General features: G+C 68.5%; 10 protein-coding genes and 1 pseudogene. 4 read left to right on the forward strand and 7 right to left on the reverse strand.

The features are described 5' to 3' along the window. Positions 1-96: 96 nt before the first annotated feature. The 3 genes from ONA70_RS09820 to ONA70_RS09830 all read right to left on the reverse strand — a co-directional run bounded on the left by ONA70_RS09820 (position 97) and on the right by ONA70_RS09830 (position 7,686). Positions 97-2,280 carry a penicillin acylase family protein gene (locus tag ONA70_RS09820; RefSeq protein ID WP_265006045.1) on the reverse strand — a complete coding sequence of 728 codons (2,184 nt, stop codon included), beginning with the start codon at positions 2,278-2,280 and terminating at the stop codon, positions 97-99. 521 nt (positions 2,281-2,801) lie between these two features. Continuing rightward, entirely contained in the window at positions 2,802-5,399 is a 2,598-nt protein-coding gene (locus ONA70_RS09825; RefSeq protein WP_265006046.1) for a M64 family metallopeptidase, read from the reverse strand. A 160-nt stretch (positions 5,400-5,559) separates the two neighbouring features. Further along, positions 5,560-7,686 carry a Xaa-Pro dipeptidyl-peptidase gene (locus ONA70_RS09830; RefSeq protein ID WP_265006047.1) on the reverse strand — a complete coding sequence of 709 codons (2,127 nt, stop codon included), beginning with the start codon at positions 7,684-7,686 and terminating at the stop codon, positions 5,560-5,562. A gap of 931 nt (positions 7,687-8,617) precedes the next feature. Between ONA70_RS09830 and ONA70_RS09835 the strand changes: the two genes are divergently transcribed. The 4 genes and pseudogenes from ONA70_RS09835 to ONA70_RS09850 all read left to right on the forward strand — a co-directional run bounded on the left by ONA70_RS09835 (position 8,618) and on the right by ONA70_RS09850 (position 10,765). Next, entirely contained in the window at positions 8,618-9,649 is a 1,032-nt protein-coding gene (locus ONA70_RS09835; RefSeq protein ID WP_265006048.1) for a glycoside hydrolase family 3 N-terminal domain-containing protein, read from the forward strand. Positions 9,650-9,759: 110 nt separating this feature from the next. Further along, positions 9,760-9,945: pseudogene (locus tag ONA70_RS09840) on the forward strand (conjugal transfer protein TraC); the annotation flags it as partial. Continuing rightward, positions 9,906-10,061: an SDR family oxidoreductase gene (locus ONA70_RS09845; RefSeq protein ID WP_319956634.1), complete on the forward strand. Its 156-nt coding sequence runs from the start codon at positions 9,906-9,908 to the stop codon at positions 10,059-10,061. The pseudogene ONA70_RS09840 and the gene ONA70_RS09845, both read left to right, overlap by 40 nt. Next, the gene (locus ONA70_RS09850) at positions 10,058-10,765 is read left to right on the forward strand and encodes a hypothetical protein (RefSeq protein ID WP_265006049.1); all 708 of its coding nucleotides are present in this window, start codon (positions 10,058-10,060) and stop codon (positions 10,763-10,765) included. Before ONA70_RS09845 ends, ONA70_RS09850 begins: the two co-directional genes overlap by 4 nt. Positions 10,766-10,989: 224 nt before the next feature. Here the strand turns inward: ONA70_RS09850 and ONA70_RS09855 are convergent, their stop codons facing one another. From ONA70_RS09855 to ONA70_RS09870, 4 genes are all read right to left on the reverse strand, one after another. Continuing rightward, positions 10,990-11,496: an alpha/beta hydrolase fold domain-containing protein gene (locus tag ONA70_RS09855; protein ID WP_319956636.1), complete on the reverse strand. Its 507-nt coding sequence runs from the start codon at positions 11,494-11,496 to the stop codon at positions 10,990-10,992. Positions 11,497-11,536: 40 nt separating this feature from the next. After that, complete coding sequence (locus ONA70_RS09860) at positions 11,537-11,989, reverse strand: hypothetical protein (protein WP_265006050.1); 453 nt, start codon at positions 11,987-11,989, stop codon at positions 11,537-11,539. Positions 11,990-12,153: 164 nt separating this feature from the next. After that, positions 12,154-12,759, reverse strand: coding sequence for a hypothetical protein (locus tag ONA70_RS09865; protein WP_265006051.1), 606 nt, complete (start codon positions 12,757-12,759; stop codon positions 12,154-12,156). Positions 12,760-12,899: 140 nt separating this feature from the next. Then, positions 12,900-18,608 carry a ThuA domain-containing protein gene (locus tag ONA70_RS09870; RefSeq protein ID WP_265006052.1) on the reverse strand — a complete coding sequence of 1,903 codons (5,709 nt, stop codon included), beginning with the start codon at positions 18,606-18,608 and terminating at the stop codon, positions 12,900-12,902. Positions 18,609-19,127: the final 519 nt, after the last annotated feature.

A 19,127-nucleotide genomic window follows, 5' to 3' on the forward strand; every position in this document is an offset into this window, starting at 1 on the left:
CCCCGCCCTGACATCGGGCTGTCCTACGACAGGGTCGCCGTCACCGTCTCCATTCTCGATGAGCGCCTCGCCGATGAGTCCCCCGCTGGCGACTGGTCACTTGCCCGGCTTGTAGCGCCGCTCGATATGGCCCTCGAGATCTTCGGGATAGAAATAGACGGGCCGGAGGTTGCCGCTCGCGTAGCGTTCGGCCTGGTCTTTGAAGTGCGGCGAGTCGGGATGCCCGCTCTCGCCCCCCTCCCTTACCGCCCAGGCGCGCAGCCTCGGCCCAAACTCCACGATTGCCACAAAGGTGTTGCCGCTGGTGCCGTAGAAGCGCTTCGTTCCCGGCCGGCGCGCCGCTCCGAACGAGGCGAGGGAACCCCATGTCGCAGAGGTGAATGGCACCGGAGTGCTCGGCTTCGCGTCGTCGAACGTCTGAGAGATCGCGCCGTCGTTGCGCTGGAATCGGTTGATCTCGCCCCAGGGCACCTGCCAGCTGCCGAAATCTTCCGTCAGCCGGTCCACCGCCGCCTCGAGCGACGCGAGCCGCTGCACGTCGGTGGCGCGCGGCCCCGCACCCCAGAACACGGCCAGCGAAGTCGCAGTCGAATCTGCGCCCCAGCGATAGTCCCAGTCGCGCAGCAGGCCGATCGGGCCGGCGAGTTTCACCTTCTGCTGGTCACCCTCAGGCAGCCGGTCCCACGCCGCGACCAACTCCGGCACGAGCCGGGCGAAGGCGGGAAGGTAGGAATCGAAGGCGGCATCGCGCAACGTCTGCGGAGTGAAGTCGTTCCGCGCGGTCAACAGCTGGACGGCATGCGGCCCGCGCTCGTTCTCGCCGGCCCGGTCGAAATAGCGCGGATAGTCGGCGGCGTTGGGGCTGTCCGGGCCAGCGCAAGTCCAGGGCCAGTTGTTCGAGTTGTACGCCCAGCCACTCTGCGGATTCACTGCCTGCGGCATGCTCTCGAGGCTGTGCAGCCCTTGCCAGTCGGTCGCCGGATCGCTGCCGTCGACGGGTTGGCGATAGTCGAAGCGATTGTCACGGATCGGCATGAACTGGGGCATCAGGAAGGCGATCTCGCCCTTCGAGTCGGCGAACAGCGTGTTGTTCGAGCTGTTGGCCTTGAAGCCCGCCACCTCGATGTAATCCGCATAGTCCCGCGTCTTGGTACGCAGGAAGCTCTGTTGCAGCGCCTCGACGGGGGTGTTCATCAGCGCGAACGCGATCCACTTGCCGTCTGCCGCGCGCACGACTGGGCCGTGGTGCGTGGCGAAGGTGGTGAAGCTGCGCTGCGCCTGCCCGCCGTCGGCGGTGCGATAGGACAACGTAATCGTCTTCGTCGTCACCGGCCGCAGCGCGGCGCCGTAGCGGTAGGAGCGGCTGCCGTCCGCCCCGGCTACGATCGTTTCGGCAAACTCATCGACGTTGTCGACGCCACTCGATGTGTGCATCCAGCCGGTGTTCGCGTTGAAGCCCTGGTAGATGAAGAACTGCCCCCAGGTGGCGGCGCCGTAGGCATTGAGGCCTTCGCTGCTCGTCATATGCAGCTCGGAGCGGAAGAAGAAGCTGGTATGCGGGTTGATCAGCAGCAGCGCGTGGCCGTCCCGGGTGTGGCTTGGCGCGATCGCGATGCCGTTCGAGCCGGTGGGCTCGCGGAACAGCGGCTCGGGCTCCTCATCGGCCATCGCCACCCCGCTGTTGTCGTAGAAGGCCCTGAGCTGGGTGAGCGACACCCGCTCGATGTCGCCGCCGATGCTGCCTTCGGAGAAGCTCAGCGCCATCCACGGCTCGAACCGATCGATCACTTGTGGATGGACGTCGGGGTGGGTCGCGAGGTAGTAGTTCAGGCCGTCCGCCCAGGCCTGCATCAGCGTGCGCAGCCAGGCCGGGCTCCTTGCATAGTCCTGCTTCAGCGCATCGGGATCGATGTATAGCCGCTGGCGTAGGTCCTGCCAAATCGCGCTTTCGCCCTCGGCCTCGGCGAGGCGGCCGAGGCTCACCAGATAGTTGCGTTCGATCCGGTTGAAGTCGTCCTCAGCCTGGGCGTAAATCATCCCGAACACCGCATCGGCATCGGTCTTGCCCACCACGTGCGCGACGCCCCAGTCATCACGGGTGATCGTCACGTGCGCCGCGTGCCATTGCCAGCGGGCGGTGTCAGGCGCGTTCTTCGCCGCAGCGGCGGACGCGCCGCCGGATGGCAGCCCCGCCGCGACGGCCGCGACTCCAGCGGCCAGTCCGGCTGCTCCGCCCAGGACGCGGCGGCGGCTCACCCCTTCGTTCTGCGCGTGGTTCATGAGTTGGTCCACCTTTCTCGGGGATTCAACGGATCGTGCGGGGGCTTACGCGCTCTGCGGAGTGAGCGGGTCGCAGGGCCCGCACCGTTCGCTGGCGCTTGCGACGCGCATCGTCGTCTCCCGAACCGCTTGGTGATCAACCTGGTCTTAACTGCCTACCACTCGCTCTGCCGGGCTGCAATAGAGATCAACGGATATTTAGCGTGCGAGAGCGCGATTGCGGCCGAGAAAGGCCTGCCATAGCGGCTCCCTCCGGTTCCGGACGCAGTAGATCTGCGGCAGCGTCCGCCGACGGGCGTACACCACCGCGAAAGAGATCTTGTCCAGAACCGTAAACCGCCATTCACCGGGATGACTATCTACAATAGTCGTGGTTTTCCGTCCGTGGCTCGAACCACTGTCGCAACGAACCGGCGCTCCGGTCCTCCGCAAACGATTCGTGTCGGGGCGCACCATTGGCAGATCAGTGGTGGGCCGGCGCTTGCCGGCCCACCACTGATTCCTATTGTGGTGACGGTGCGCTACAGGGCGGTGCAGTCACCGCCCTTGGCACCGTTCACCGTGTTCGGCGCGCCGAAGTCCGTGACCGCCGCGCTGTTGCCAGCGCAGCTCAGCGGTCCGTTGACCCGGCTACCGACCAGGACGGGCCCGTAGGCGCCGGCCAGTCGGCTGAACCGGTCGTTGGCGGTCACCTGAACGTTGTCCGACAGGACCAGCGAGCCGTTGAAGGTGCTGCCGGCAATCGTCACGTCCCGGGAGGTTCCGGTGATCCGGGCGAGGCCGTTCACCGTGCTGCCGAACAACTGCACCGCCTGGGCTCCGGTCGCCGCCAACTCGCCGTCGATCGAGCTGTCACTGACCACCAGCGAAGCGCCGGGGCGCACCGATACCCCACCGGTCACCTGGGCGCCCTTGAGACAGGTCACCCCCTCGCTGACCACGACCCGCGGCTGCTGCCCGGTCAGCGTCCTCGTGCAGTCGGGCGAGGCGCCCGGCAGCACGGTGGCGCGGTAGGCGCTCGGCTCGCCGACGTTGCCGGCCGCGTCGATGGCGCGGTGCTCGACCAGGTGCGTGCCGAAGCCCGGCACGAACCCGCCGCCCGGGTGGTCGTCGGGCAGGGTCTGCTCGAACGCCGCCTTCGACAGGCCGCCGGTGCCGAGGTTGCCGTACGTCAGCGCCTTGATGTCCGTGCCCGAGTGGCGGAACTGGAACGGCGACTCGGGCATCGGCTGTTCGGGGAAGCCGAAGTAGTTGAACCAGCCGTCCTTGTCCAGCCGGAGCTGGCCGACGACGTAGCGGTCCTCGGCATAGCCGGTGCGGTCGTCCTGCGGGTCCAGCCACATGTCCCAACCGTTGAAGTACACCGGGTGCTCCATGCCGTCGGCGAGCCGGGTCAGCGGCTCCGACAGGGTGCGCGGCGCCGTCGGCAGCGCGTTGTCGACGGTCCAGTCGATCCGGTCGGAGACGCCACCCGGGTCGGCCGGGTCGGTCACCGTCGCGGCCAGCTTGTAGGTGCCCGTCGCCAGGTTCAGCGCGCCGAGGTCGAGGTTACGGCTGTTGTGCGGGTTCGGCAGTGTCCTGCCGTCGAGCGACCAGGTCACGTCGAGGATCCGGTCGTTCGGGTGGTTGGTCCGTACGTAGACCACCTCGTCGCCGGCGACCGGCTGGTTATTCGGCGTGGAGCCGGTGATGGTCGCGGCTGGCGACGACGGTGCCACCTTGGTGTCACCCACCGTCCACTGCCGGGTCTGCACGAACCGGGCTCCGTTGTAGCCCGAGTTGGTGGCCGTGTTGCCGGTCGACGGGTTGCGGACCCAGTCGATGCCGTCCGGCCCCACCGGGTCACGCACCTCGACATGAACCACGGTCCCGGCGGGCAGGTCCAACGCGCCGAGGTCGAGGTCGCGGCTGTTGTGCGTGTCGAGCACGGTGCCGTTCGGGCCACCGATCCGCCAGGTCACCTGCAGCTCGTGGTAACGCGGCTGCCCGGTCTCGACCCACAGCACGCTGTCGGACGCCACCGTGTCCAGCGGGGTGTGCCGGACGTTCATCTGCCCGGAGTTACGCATCCCGGTCACCCGGGCGACCATGTGCTCAAGGCCGATCTGGTCGAAGTCGAACCCGATCCAACGCATCATCGAGTGCTGGCTGGGCCGGCGCTGGCCGCACGGATACGTGCCGCCGCCCTCGTGCACCCCGATCGTGCCGCCGGACAGGCTCTCCTCGCCGATCCAGCGCCACCACTTCTGCTGGTCCTCGACCATCTTCTGCGGATCGCTGTAGGTGGTGTGGTGGAAGCTGCTGGGCTCACCGCCGGTGTAACAGGGCCGCACCACGTCACGCGAGGAGTACGGGTACTCGTCCGCCAGCGTGCCGAGGGAGTGGCCGATCTCGTGCAACGAGATCAGCGGGCCCTGCGGGGAGCCGCCGGAGGTCGTCGCGTTGCTGCCGCCGATCCCGCCGTACGTGAACGTGTTGAAGATCGCCAACGTCTGCACGTTCTGCGCGGTGCGGGGGATGCCCAGCACCGGCGCCACGTACGTGTCGATGATCCGGTTTTGCGCCTGCGTGCCGGTCTCGCAGGGGTTGACCCCGGCCGGGTAGTAGGCGGCGTAGTCCGCACAGTTCATCGGCGCCCCGCCGTAGACGGTGCCGCGCGACAATGGGTCGCTGCAGCCGTTCTGGAAGATCATTCGCAGCGCGGTGTTCTTGGCGTTGATCGGACCCTCACGCTGGCCGGTGTCCCGGATCGTGCCGTCCGGGTGGCGTACCCGGCCGTCCGGGTCACACCTGACGCCGTAGTCGATCGAGGCGATCTCCACCGCGTACACGTTGATGTAGTCGCGGTAGGTACGGAACGGTTCCGTAGCCCACATGACGGCCAGGTTGCGGTCCACGTCCTTGAGGAAGAGCTCCTGCTGGTCCCACTGGTAGCCGTCACCGAGAATGATCAGATTCAGCCGCTCGGCCGCCGGGCCGGTGACCTGAATCGGATGCACCTTCGGGCTGGGCAACGGCATCGGCGGGCCGGCCGCCGGAGCGCCGCTCGCCGGACCGGTGCCGCTGAGCAAGCCGGCCACCAAGGCGAGCGCCGCGACGGTCGCGACCTTGAGTCTCACTGGCTGTCCACCTCACCTTCATCCATCGGCATTCCCTCCCATCACGGAAGCCAGTTCCGGCACCAGGCGGAAACCACCGGACACCTGGCGGAACCCCCGTGGGCGGCGGCCGCCCACCGTCGCGACGAACGGCGCCCACGGAAGCTCCCCTGCCACTTCGTCACCTGCCGACTCGCGATCTGGCAGCCGCCGACACAATGGACCCACGCTGTGCCGACGTGAGCACTCCAGCCGCCACCAGTTGGTCCGCCACCGTGTCGACGTGCGTCACGAACTCGCCGTGGTTCGACCAGTGCTCCCCGTCGAGGATGTGGTCGTTGATCGTGCAGTTGCCGGCCAGCGGCTGGTTGGGCACGCCGCTGTCGACGCCGCCGACCACCACCGTCGACCGGGTGTCGGTGGACGCGCAGATCGGCATGGCCAGGGGCCCGCCGACCACGGGCAGCCGCAGAGCCGCCGCGGCGAGGTCGACCTTGAGCACGGTGCCCGGAGCGGGGTGCAGGGTGAACTCGTGGTCGGTGGAGAAGACCATCAGGCCGATCCGGTAGCCGGCCGGGATGACCTGGTCGTCCGGCTGTAGCGGCACGGTCACGTCGACGAACTCTCCGGGCACCAGCGGCTCGCTGCGGGTGAGCGAGTGGCGGTTCCGCGGATCCGCCCAGCCACGGGTGATGATGCTCGTCGTGGTGCCCCGCGTGCTCGACTCGCAGCCCGATCCGCCGGTCCACGGCAGCCGCACCAGCGCCACCGACAGGTTGGCCGCAGGCTTGCTCGCGCTCATCCGGAGCGTCACCTCCGCCGTACCGGAGATGTGTACGGGCGCGGTAAGCTCCGGCGTCACGTAGAGCAGCCGATGCTCGGACACGGTGGTGGCCAGGGTGCCGGCGCTGCACGCGGTGTTGCCGGCATCGACCAGTGACTCGACGCCATTGCCGGGCCGCGCCAGCGAGGTCAGTTCACCGGTGGTGTTACCGCCGGGCTTCAGCACCATGGTGACCGGCGACGCGGCCGGGTTGGGGTAGTCGGCGTACGGGGTGAGCTGGCTGGCCCCGCTCTCGTTACGCACCACCCAGGCCCGCGCGTCGTTCTCGACACCGTTCTGCACCCCGTACAGATAGCGGGTGAACCACCGGTTGCGCATGTCCAGTGGCGGGGCGCCCCCGTGCCCGCCCTGGTGGTAGTACGCCTGCACCGGCGTGCCCTGCGCCTTCAGCGCCTCGAGGATCCGCACGCTGTGCTCCGGCACCACGTTCCAGTCGTTGAACCCGTGCGCCATCAGGGTGGCGGCCTTGACGTTACCGACCGCGTGCAGATAGTCCCGACCGGCCCAGAAATCGTTGTAGTCGCCGTTCGCCCGATCCTGGTAGCGGTTCATCTCACCGACCCGGATCGTGTCGATGCAGTACGTCCGGCGACCCGGATAGCCGCTGTTGATGTAGTCGAACAGGTAATCTATGTCCTCACCGACCCAGCCGCCGGGATTCCGCACCAGGCCGTTGGAGCGGTAGTAGTGGTAGTACGAGGTGTTGGGCGCGATCGGGATGATCGCCTCAAGGCCGTCGACCCCGGTGGTCGCGGCGGCGAGCGGCAGGGTGCCGTTGTACGACGTACCGGTCATGCCGACCTTGCCGGTCGCCCAACTGGTCGCCGGGACCTCCTGATCCCCGTTGACGCTGGTGTAGCCCTTCGCGCGACCATTCAGCCAGTCGATCACCGCCTTCGGCGCCAGCGACTCGTTGGGCCCGCCGACCGTCGGACAGCCCTGCGACAGTCCGGTGCCTGGGGAGTCGGAGTGCACCACGGCGAATCCGCGCGGCACCCAGGTGCTGACCTCGCTCGTGGACACCGAGGTACGGCCCGGCTGGTGGACGATCGGTGGTGGCGAGACCCGAGCCGGCGGCTGCTCACCGAGTTCGTGTCGCACGTTCCAGAAGTACTGCGCCTGGCTGGAAGCCGTGCCCGCGTAGTAGGGGCTGGTCTCGTAGATGACCGGCACCTTCAACCCCTGGGCGGTCTGCCCGGGGCGGGTGACGTCCACGTGCATGCGGTCGACGTTGCCATCGCCGTCGGAGTCGAACTCGGTTTCCACCCACAACTGCTGCCGGATCCAGCCGCTGGAGTTCGCGAACTCCGGGACGATCTGGGCCTGGCCGTCCACAAAGATCGGCCCCACCTCGTCCGGGCTGGCCACCGCCGGGCTGGCGAACCCTAGAGTAAGAGCCAGCGCCGCCGCGCAGGACGCAGCCGTGAGGCCGGCAGTCCGCTGGCGCACCTTTCGTCGCACCATCGCAAGTCCCTTTCCGTTTTCGGCCGGCGGCCCCAAATGGCAGCACACCGCCGGCCACGGTCGGCGATGCAACCGGCTCGTGCCGTTCCCTTGCCGGGACCTCCGCTCCGGCATCGCCGGAACCGAAGGCCGTCTGCCGGCAGGCGGTCATCTCAGCCGGCCTCATTCACCGATGTCTCTGTCGGCCACCTGACCGTAGCGGCCGACTCGGAGGGTGAGCACCAGACACCTGACGGAACTTCGATGGTGTTCCGGCCACCCAACGTCGCAACGCACCGTCGAGCCGGCCGGCACCTGCCCGGTGCCAGCCAGTCCCGGCGTGATGCCCGCCGCCCACCTGTGGCGTTGCGAGGATCAGTTGGCCCGCGCAGGCCCCCCACCAGATGGTGGGGAGTCGCTCGCCTTAGCGGCGATGATCCACAACGGCGCCTCGGAAACCCGGTGAACGTTAGTGGACACCGCACTGTTCACGGACGTATCTCCCGCACATACTGCTGATAGAGCCGCCGCACGGGTTCCGGTGACACAGGGAGGCACCCATACCGGCAGGCGCAGTGCTGGCCATCGCCGCCGGAGCGGATGCACCGTTCATCGTCCCCGGCGGATGAGATCGGAACACCGCGGACCGGTCACCGTCGACTGATCGTCGGGTCCCGTCAGGCGCACCGGGATCGGTGCGGGCTACGCGGAGGTGATCATGTATTCAGCGGCGAAGGTCCGCATCGTTCTGGTGGCCGGGGCTCTCGGCCTTGCCATGGTCGCCTGTCAGTCCTCGCACGCCCCCACGCCCGGGCCGTCCGCCCCTGATGCGGCACGCTCAATCTGGTCTGCGCCCGCTGGGTCGGGTAGCGGACGGGTGGCATCGCCGTCCACATGGACCGCGCCGCCGCCCACGGAGGCCCCGGGCACGTCACCCGCTCCGGTACCGTCCGTGCCGGCGCCGACCAGGTCGGCCGGCCTGACCAGGCGGCAACTGGCCGGGCAGCGGATCATCTACTCCTACCCCGGGTTGACACCGCCGGCGAGCCTGTTGCGGATCATCCGCGCCGGTGAGGCCGCCGGGGTGATCTTCTTCGGGGAAAACATCGCCGGCACCGCCCAGATCAGCTCGGTGATCGCCCAGTTGCGGCGAGCCCAGGCGCAAAGCCCGGTCCACGTGCCGCTGCTGCTGATGGTCGACCAGGAGGGTGGCCTGATCCGGCGGCTGCCGGGGGCGCCCGCGCTGTCGGAGAAGCGGATCGGCCAGTCCGCCGATCCGGTGGCCGCGGCGGCCGCGGCGGGCACCGGCGCCGGCCGCACCCTCGCCGCAGTGGGCATGAACGTCAACCTCGCCCCGGTTCTCGACGTCTACTCCACTGCGGGCAACTTCATCGACCAGTACCAGCGCTCCTACAGCGCGAACCCCGACACCGTCGCGTCTTTGGGGCGCGCGTTCATCACCGCCCAGCAGCGCACCGGCGTGGCCGCCACCGCCAAGCACTTCCCCGGACTGGGATCGGCGGCAACGGCCCAGAACACAGACACCCGGCCGGTCGCCCTGTCCCAGTCGCTGGCCACGTTGCGCGGCACCGACGAGTTCCCGTACTCAGTCGCCGTCGCCATCGGCGTCGACCTCGTCATGGTGTCCTGGGCCATCTACCCGGCGCTGGACCCGGACCGCCCAGCCGGCCTGTCGCCGACAGTGGTCAAGCAGGAACTGCGCGGCCGCATCGGGTTCACCGGGGTGACCGTCACCGACGCCCTGGAAGCCGGTGCGCTGGCTCACTACGGCAGCACCGGCCAGCGCGCGGTCGCCGCCGCAACCGCCGGAATGGACCTCATCCTGTGCTCCGCCCGTGACGTCAGCCAAGGCGAAGCCGCCACCGCCGCCCTGGTCAACGCCCAGACCTGGGGCCAGCTCGATGCCGCCGGCTTCATCGCCGCGGCGGATCGGATCGCCGATCTGCGGGCCCGTCTCCACTGACCGTCTAGTGAGGCAGCCGTCCGACGCGGCTCCACCCGCCCGAACCGGCCCGCGAACGATCCGAGCACCCCAAGTCAGACGTCGCAGGGCCAGCCCAAGGCGGCGGACCGACCATCATCACCCAGGACGTCGCCGACGCCCTCGGCACCGACCTCGGGCAGGCGGTCGCCAATGCCGCCACCCAAAACCTGCTCAAGCAGGCGCCGTAGGCCATCGACGCCATCGGCGAGGCCTTCCGGTTCACCGCCGGCGAACGGTGGCTGATGCTCGCGGCACGGGTCGGCGCCGGGCTGCTGTAGGCATCGGCGAGCCCGACGACATCGCCGAGGCGGTGCTGTTCCTGGCATCCGACGCTTCGTCCTGGATCACCGGCGTCACCCTCGACGTGACCGGCGGGCGGGTGATCGCATGACCACCACTAACGCAACCCAGCGCCGCCGCCACCAAAGCGGGCCACCGCTCGGCGTCCTCGCCGTCGTGTTCACGGCCCTGTTCATCGCCAGCCTCGTCCTCGGCACCCTGCTCGCCAGCGGCAAGCCCTACCCGTCGCCGTTCGGCCCCGCAGCCGACATCCTGGCGTACTTCCGCGATCATCAGCGCGCGGTGCAGGTCAGCGCGGCGCTGCAGTTCGCCGCCGCCATCCCGCTGGCCATCTACACCGCGACCGCGTCCGCGCGCCTGCACCAACTCGGCGTCCGGGCACCCGGCGCGACCATCGCGCTCATCGGCGGGACTCTCTCCGCCGGCTTCCTCGCCCTCTGCGGCCTGCTCGGCTGGGTCACCTCCCAACCCGAGGTGCTCGACGAACCGGCCCTCGTGCGCGCTCTGCAATACCTCACCTTCGCCACCGGCGGCGTCGGGCACGTGGTGCCGCTGGGTCTGCTGATCGCCGGCGTGGCCGTGCCCGGCCTGCTCGCCCGGCTACTGCCACGCTGGCTTGCCTGGTCAGGCCTGATCATCGCCGCCGTCGCCGAAATCGCCACCCTGAGCCTGCTCATCGACAACGCAGCCATCCTCCTACCGATCGCCCGCTTCACCGGCCTCGCCTGGCTGATAACCGCAGGCTTCCGACTACCCCGGCAACGACCATCCAGAGCCGAGAACGTCAGAAACTGAAACGTGCCGGATTTTGGAAAGGCCCGGCGGCGGCCAGCCTGGCCGCCGCCGGGCCCGTCCTCGCCTTGGCCTTCGGCAATGCCCGCAGGGCAGCATCCTGGCCGCGGCAGATGGTTCCGACGGGCGGATGGGTGCGAGGGCCAAGTCAGCCCTGGCGAGAGTGGTCTCCTGGCGGGAACGGGACCGTCGACATCGAACCTCACCGGTTCCCACATTGCGCGATGTCAATTCGTGATCAACAATCGGACGTCAATGAAGATCCGCTCGTGTGCGGCCGCCGCCTCCGGATCAGTCAGATCCGTGCCCTGAATGAACCACCCGTGCAGCAAGCCAGGTTCGCAGCGATACCCCACGCGTACGGCGGCATCAGCCAGACGGCGGGCGTAGCTGGCACCCTCGTCGCATAGCCAGTCGTGTTCGGCGGCCACCACGAGAGCGGCCGGCAGGCCGGCCAGGTCGGGGTGATGCAAAGGGCTCGCCGCGCGACGATCAATCGGATCAGGCACCCACTGGGCAACGAACCAACTCAGCATTTCGGCGTCCAGCCCATAGCCGATGCCCTTCTCGGACACGCTGGGCCGGGACAGCAGGAGATCGGTGTTGGGGCAGATCAGGATCTGCACCGCGGGCAGCGGATCCCCTTGATCCCGCAGCCGCATACAGGCCATGGCGGCGAGGTAACCACCCGGGCTGTCCCCCGCTACCGCCGTGGGCCTGGCCCAGCGCACCACGTCGACGAACCAGCCAGCCCGGTTCGCCCGGTCACAGCGTTCAGCGTCCGCCCGCAGCGCGCCGGCGGAGCGCCAACACCAGGCCGAAGATCGCGGCGAGGACCACCAGGGCGGCTCCCACCGGCGGAACCCACTGCCGGGCGCCCTTGCCGGTCTTCGGGGCAGACTGCCGTACTGTCCCGTCGGGCTGGGTGCTGTTCTGCGTCCCGGCCGGGTCACCGCTCACCGCCACGGCCGGAGAATCGGCAGCGTTCGTTGTCGGCTTCTTGACCGCCACGTCAACGGTGGATTTCGCCGTGGTGGGCTCGGTAGCCGAAACAGTGACCTTCCACTGTCCGGGGGTCAGTCGAAGATCGGCGTGGTAGAAGCCGATGCCTTCGGCGGCGGACATGATTCGGGTGGGGCCGAGCTTCTGCCCGCCGGGCCCGACCGCTACTGCGGTCATCGCGACGCTCTGCGCCACCGGGTGGTTGTCCTTCCTCCAGGTGACCACGACATCGATTCCACCCGCACCGTCACCAGCGACCTCCAGCCGGATGCCTCCGCCGTGGGCGAACGCCCCGACGGGGGGCAGCAGGATGAGTGCGAGGGCAGCCGCGCAAGCCAGTAGTAGTGCACGTCCCGACCTGGCCGCGGCGGTTCGGTTCCGGGATGCTGTCATCGCTGATGGCTCCCTTCAGGCTCTGGGTCAGCGCTGAACGCCCCGGTGCCAGATCCAGTTGGCAGGAAGACGTGCGCGTGCCCGTAACCGGCATCGATGTTGAGCACGTCAAGTTGGGTGGCCCCCACGGCCCACGCCCGGATCGCGAGGTTGCGCTGCTCTCGCGCGAGGTCGAGCAGCCGGGCCCGGAGGGCACCCTCGGTGCGCAGGGCCGAGTTGTACGCTTCGACGGCCGCCACCAGCTGGTCGAGGGCCATCGCGAAGCTCTCCCGGGCGATGTTGGTCGCGGTCGCGCCCGACGGCGGGTCGTCGTACTCCCGGGCGACCTGCTGCGCCACCTCCCGCCAGCCTGCTGCCGTGCTGGCCGGGGCAAGCGCAGGAGCCTCGTCGGGATTGATCGGGAGAGCGGTGGCCAAACCCTCCAGCACAGGGTTGAGCCGCTGCGCCGACGAGCGGGCCGCCGCGGTCAGTTCGATGATCTGGACGGCGTCTCGCGCCGCGTCAGCGGCGCGCAACTCGTTGACCTTGCGCTGCGACGGGTCTGGGCGGGCGACGAGCACAGCGACGGCGGCTGCCACCAGGGCGCCGAGGGCGAACGCCACCAGGATTCCGACGGTTCGGCTCGTCGTGGATCGAGTGCCGGCTGGGGCCGGGTGGCGGGTCTGTGCGTTCGCCACCCGGCTACGGCCCGTCGCCCCTCCCGGCTTGCGGGAGGGGACAGCGGAGTTCTTTCGTTGCGACATCAGCTACTCAGTCGATCGATCAGGGCCTCGGCGTCGCGCACCAGGATCTTTCGGGTGGGGTCGTCGGCCACCTGCTTCGTCGCGAACGACCTGAACTGCTGGAGTACGGCCTTCGCCTCTGCGGTGTCGCCGGCGTCCTCCTCGGCCTTCGCCTCGTTGAGCTGGGACAGCAGCGCCGCGGCCGTCCCCTTGGAGATGGTGCCCGAGCCGTTGAACCGGTGGATGAGCTGCTTCAGGTCGTCGTACGAGGTGGTGACCTGGAAACGGGTCGTCTCGGTCGTACGGTTCCCGGCGGAGTCGGTGGCCGTAACGATGAGCGTGTGCTCACCGAGCGGTAGCGCCCACAGTGACAGCGTTCCGGCCTCGATCGCCGTGCCGTCGAGGGTTGCCGAGATGGCGGCGACCCCCGAACCCGCGTCGATGGCGGTCCAGCCGATGGTCGGCTGGCCGCTGTCACCGTACGACTGGCCGTTGGCGATTCCGCTGACGCTCACCGACGGCGCAGCGCTGTCGATCTTGAACGTCTTCGTCGCCGCCACCTCGATGTTGCCCGCCGTGTCCGTCGAGCGGTACGCCAGCTCGTGCGTCCCGTCGCCGGTGATGATGACCGGGCCGGTGTAGGCCGTCCACGCGCCGCTGTCGAGCCGGTACTCCGTCGTCGCGGCACCCGACGTGGTGTCGGTGGCCGTCAACGTCACCGCGATGTCGCCGCGGTGCCAACCGGCGGCGTCGGCTGCCTCGTGGGTGGCCGTCGTCGCCGGCGCGGTCGCGTCCCGCTTGATCGTGATGGTGCCGACCGGCGACGTGTTGCCGGCCTTGTCGGTCGCGCGGTACTGGACGGTGTGCTCACCATCGGTTTCGATGGCCACCGCATCGGTCGCTACGGCCCAGTCTGCGTTGTCCAGCTTGTACTCGACCTTGTCGACGCCGGAGCCGCCCTTCTGGTCGACCGCCATGATCTTGATCTTCGGTGAGGAGACGTACCATCCGCTGTTCCCGTCCGGCACGGCGGGCTCCAGGGTGGCCGTCACGGTCGGCGGCGTCCGATCGGTGAGGTGGAAGTAGTCGAACTTCGCCGTCTTGGATGCCTGCTGGTCGGCGCCGAAGGCGAACAGGCCCGCCTTGGCGGAGGCGAGGGCGCCGTTCGGGACACCCGTACCGAGCTCGGTCCAGGTCGTGCCGTTGCTCGAGTAGTAGCCGCGGAAGGTGTTGCCCGCCTTGGTGACCCGCAGCCACCACACGCCGGCGCTGAGGTTGTTGGCGGCCGGTTGCGGTTGCTGCACCATGCCGCCGACCTCACTGCGCAGCTCGATTCGGCGGGCGACGGCCGCGCCGGGCTGGTTGTCGGTGATGTAGTCGAACTTCACGTAGTTGTCGTCGTCCCGGTAGAAGATCAGTCCGGCCTGCTGGTACCGCTCGTTGAGGTCGCTGCCATCGACCTTGGTCTCGATGGTCCAGTCACCGTCTGGGGCGGTCTGCAGGATGAAGTTCTTCGGGCTGGTGTTGGAGGTCCCGTAGATGTCGCCCTTCTCGGTGTCGATCTCGAGGTTGCCGCCCGAGACGCGGTACGTGGACGGGTTCGGCCGGACGACGGCGTCCCACCGGCACGCGTCGAGTTGGCTGCCGCCGAACTCGTCGTTCGGGCTCGGGCGGGTGACCGTGTCATCCGGGGTGAGGTGGAACCAGTCGAACGCCGCGTCGAGCACCGGACGCGAGCCCGTCCCGGACAGCGAGATGAGGCCGATGTGCGGGCTGTTCATGCCCGCCAGCGACTTCGTCTGCGCCATCGCGGTGAAGGTCACGCCGTCCGCGGAGTAGGCAGCGTTGAGGTTGCTGCCGTCACTGGTGAAGCGGACGTAGACGGTGTCGGGGTAGCTGGCGCCGAGGTTGGCGGTGTTGCTCGCCGCGACCTCGTTCGGCTGGCCGTTCTCCTCCCGGATGAACTGGAAGATGCGCGCGTTGGCATCGTCCGTGCTGGTGTTGCGGCCCTCGAGCACCATCTTGGCGTAGTTGTCGTCGTCACCGTAGATCACCAATCCGGCTTGCTGGTACGCCCGCCTGGCCGGCAGGTTCAGCTTCGCGGTCGCGGTGAACGGACCTGACGGGAGCGGCTGCAGCACGATGTTCGGGGTCGTGTTGACGGTGGCGCCGTAGATGTCGGTGTTGCTGGTCGGGATAATCAGCTTGCCGTCGCTGACCCGCAGGTCCTGGTTCTCCCGAACCACCTTTGTCCACCGGCTCCGGTCCAGTTCCGAACCCAGGAAGTCGTCGGAACGGCCGGCGAGGCACAGGCTCAGGGCCGGGTCCACCTTGATGCTCACGGACTTCATCGTTGCCGCGCCGCGCGCGTCCGTCACCGTCACTGTCGCTTTGTAGGTGCCAGGCGCGGTGTAGGTGTAGGTGGCGTTCTGCGTGGTGGGCTTCGGCGCACCCGCCACTCCGAAGTCCCATGCGTAGGTGAGCGGCACGTCCCCATCGGGGTCGGTCGCCGTGGTCGTGAAGCTGACGCTCAGCGGAGCCGTCCCGGACGTGGGCATCGCCGTCACGTCGACCATCGGCCGCTGGTTGTCCGTCACGCCGCGGCCGACGTAGTCGACCCAGTTCACGTTGAGCAGCCCACCGCCGTCCGAACTTCCGGCCGGGCGGCGGATCACGAAGTAGATCGTGCCGGTCTCGGCCGGAACGGCGGACAGCGGCAGCGCGTAGTCCTGATAGGTCTGCCAACCGCCCGTGTTCGGCACTGCCACCGACCCGAGCAGCGGACCGTCGTCGGCGCCCCAACGCGCCTCGACCGTGCCGCCCTGAGCGCTGGCCGCAGCCGCCCGCACATTGAGCGAGGTCACGTTGGTGAGGTTCACCGGATCGAAGGCGAGCCAGTCACCGTCCTCGATGAAGCCGACGTTCTGGTACCCACCCTGGGTGTCACCGGTGTCCTCCACCTGGACACCGGGCGTGCCCCCGCCCTTGCCGTCCGCGGCACGGCCGGTCGCGGTGAAGTACTCCGCCTGCTGGCGCTTGGGGGCGAGAACGATGGTGTCGCGCCCGGTCAGGGCACTGATACCCGGACCGCCCATGTCGGTGTAGGTGGCTTCGATCACCCAGAACAGGTTCGCGTCGGCGCCATGACCACCGTCGACCAGGGTCTGGATCGTGCCCGCGCAGCCGTTCTGCTGGTCAAGTGGGTGCGCGTGCGCGTCGTGGCCCAGCGAGGACTGCACCGTCACCCGCGCACAGTCGATCGCACCGTCCTCCGGATCGGTGACGGTGACGGAGTACTTCACCTGGTCGCCGAACTCGAAGAACCCGCCGTTCGGGGGCAGGTTGATCTTCACCGTCGGCGCGGTGTTACCCACGGTGAGCTGCACGTTGGCGACCCCGGTCTTGCCGTTCGGGTTGGTCACCGTGAGCTTGGCGGTGTAGTCACCGTTGGCGGTGTACGTGTGCTCGGGGTTCGCCTCGGTGGACTGGCCGCCGTCACCGAACTCCCAGGCGTAGGTCAGCGCACCCCCGTCCGGGTCGCGCGTACCGTCGCTGGAGAACTGCACGGTCAGCGGTGCATGCCCCGAGATCGGTGTGGCCGAGGCACGGGCGATCGGTGACCGGGTTCCCTTGAGGTAGTCGATCCGGTAGATGCCCGAGTCGGCATTGTCGCCGCCGAAGCCCGAACCCCACTCGACCAGGTACATGGCCCCATCCGGACCGAAGGTCAAGTCCATCGGCCGTTTGAAGCCCATGCCGACCAGCAACTGGTTGATGTCGACCAGCTTGCCGTCGCTGTCCAGTTGCATGGTGAACATCTTGTTCGAGTTCCACTCGCCGAACAGCGCCTTCCCGTCGAAGTACGCGGGCCACTTGCGCTCGGAGGACAGGTCGGGGTTGTAGTGGTAGACCGGGCCGGCCATGGGTGCCCCACCCCCGCCGATCTCAGGGAACGCCGGGTCTCCGGCGTAGTGGTAGTACACGTCCGCGGCGATCGCCGCGGGCAGGTTGGTCAGGCCCGTGTTGTTCGGTGAGCTGTTGACCGGCGCGGCGCAGTCGAAGGCCGGCCCGGACACGCCGGTCGCGAAGTCGTAGTCCTTGTACGGCTTGTTGTTGCCGATGCAGTACGGCCAGCCGTAGTTGCCGGCCTGCTTGAGGACGTTCCACTCGACCGTGTTCTCGGGACCGCGGTTCGGGTTCGCCGATCCCGCGTCCGGCCCGTAGTCCGCGACGAGCACCCGTCCCGTGGCCCGGTCGACGTCGATCCGGAACGGGTTGCGGAAGCCCATGGCGTAGATCTCGGGCTTCGTCTTGTCGGTGCCCGCCGCGAAGAGGTTCCCCGCCGGGATGGTGTACGTCCCGTCGGTCTCCGGGTGGATGCGCAGAATCTTGCCGCGCAGGTCGTTGGTGTTGCCCGACGTCCGCTGCGCGTCCCAGGACGACCGGCCGGTACGCTCGTCGATCGGTGCGTATCCGTCCGAGGCGAACGGGTTCGTGTTGTCGCCGGTGGAGATGACGAGGTTACCGGCGCCGTCGAAGACCAGGTCCCCGCCATGATGGCAGCACTCGGCGCGCTGGACGGGCACGTCCAGGACCTTCTTCTCGGTCGTCGGGTCGAGGATGTCGCCGTTGATGGTGAAGCGGCTCAGCCGGTCGACGTTCTCCCCGCTCGGCGAATAGTAGAGGTACACCCAGTTGTTCTCGTCGAACTTCGGGTCGAGGGCCAGGCCGAGCAGCCCGCTCTCGTTGGCGGTGAACACGTCGAGGTGGCCGGACCGCACGGTCTGCCGGGTGTCCGGCTTGATGACCTTCACGTCACCGAGCCGGTCGTTGTAGAAGACCCGGCCGTCCTTGGCGACATTGAGGGACATCGGGTTCGACGTGTTGTCGTCGAGCGTGACCTTCTCGAAGCTCGAGGTCAGCGTGGCCGAGCAGTCCGCTTTGACTGCGCCGGCCGCGGTCTGCAGACCCCCGAGGAGCAGCTTGAGGAACTCCGGTTCGGTGTAGGACTGCTCGGTGTGGCCGAGGCCGGTGTACCACGAGCGTCCGCCGTCGTAGTCCTGGCACCACGTGATCGGGTGCTCGGCGCCCATCGCCCCCGCCCCCGGGCTGTACGACTTCTCGTCCATCGAGGTGAGAACGTGAACCTTGCCGCGCGGGTTGGTGCGGTAGTTGTACCACTCGTCGTACCGCGTCCACCGCAGCGGCAGTTCCTTCGTCGACGGGTGGGCCGGATCCTCCACCTTGACGGTGGCGTCCTGTTGGGCGGGGTGGGAGTTGAAGTAGGCCCCGACGAGGTTGCCGTACCACGCCCAGTCGTACTCGGTGTCGGACGCGGCGTGGACACCGGCGTAGCCGCCACCGGCCTGCACGTAGCGTTCGAACGCCGCCTGCTGGTCGGCATTGAGCACGTCGCCGGTCGTCGACAGCCAGACGACGACGTCGTAGTTGGCGAGGTTCTCATCGGTGAACTGGGTCGAGTCCTCGGTGGTGTCGACGGCGAAGTTGTTCTCCTGCCCCAGTTTCTGGATCGCCGCGATGCCGTTCGGGATGGAACTGTGCCGGAAGCCAGCGGTCTTCGAGAAGACGAGGGCCCGGAAAGCCGGCTCCGCCGTCGCGGTGCTGCTGCCTGCCGCAGCGGCCGGGCCGGCCAACACGGCCCAGCTGGTGGGGACGGCCAGCACCGTAGCCAGGACGGCCGCCCGGAGACGGCGCCATGATCGTGCCACGAGTACTCCTTCGGTCGCGCCGCGCCGTTCGCGGCTAGGGGTGCCGGTTCGTACGAGTGGTGCCGCCGGGCCAGGGCCGGCCCGACGGCGACCGCGCGAAACTGCCGTCGACAACAGGTACGAGCAAACGGGCGTCTTGACCTCCGACGCGGTCGAGCGGTCTCCGGTCGAAGAGATTGTTCTCGATGCCAAGGAATTATGTCAACGGACTCGACAGAAGTGGCCGGAGTTGATGGTCAGTACGGCCTGTCCGTCCACACTGGGCTGCACGGCCGCTGATTGCGCGGCCAGGGCCGTTCGGTGATGGTTTCGGCGTTTCGGATGGGAATGGCGTTGACCTTGACCAGCGCCGGCCTCGTCGGCGGGCGCCATCTGGTCGAACCCGCAGCCGGCTGGCATGTCCGAAAGATCGCTCCCCGCGCGGGCCACCAAAGCCGACAAGGGTGAGGCATTGGGTCTTTCCGTCTCGTCGCCAGGCTGGATCCCGCCCAAGACATCGGGCAGAGTCCACCTCTTTAC

It is taken from the genome of Micromonospora yasonensis, assembly GCF_026013475.1.
Classification (GTDB): domain Bacteria; phylum Actinomycetota; class Actinomycetes; order Mycobacteriales; family Micromonosporaceae; genus Micromonospora; species Micromonospora yasonensis.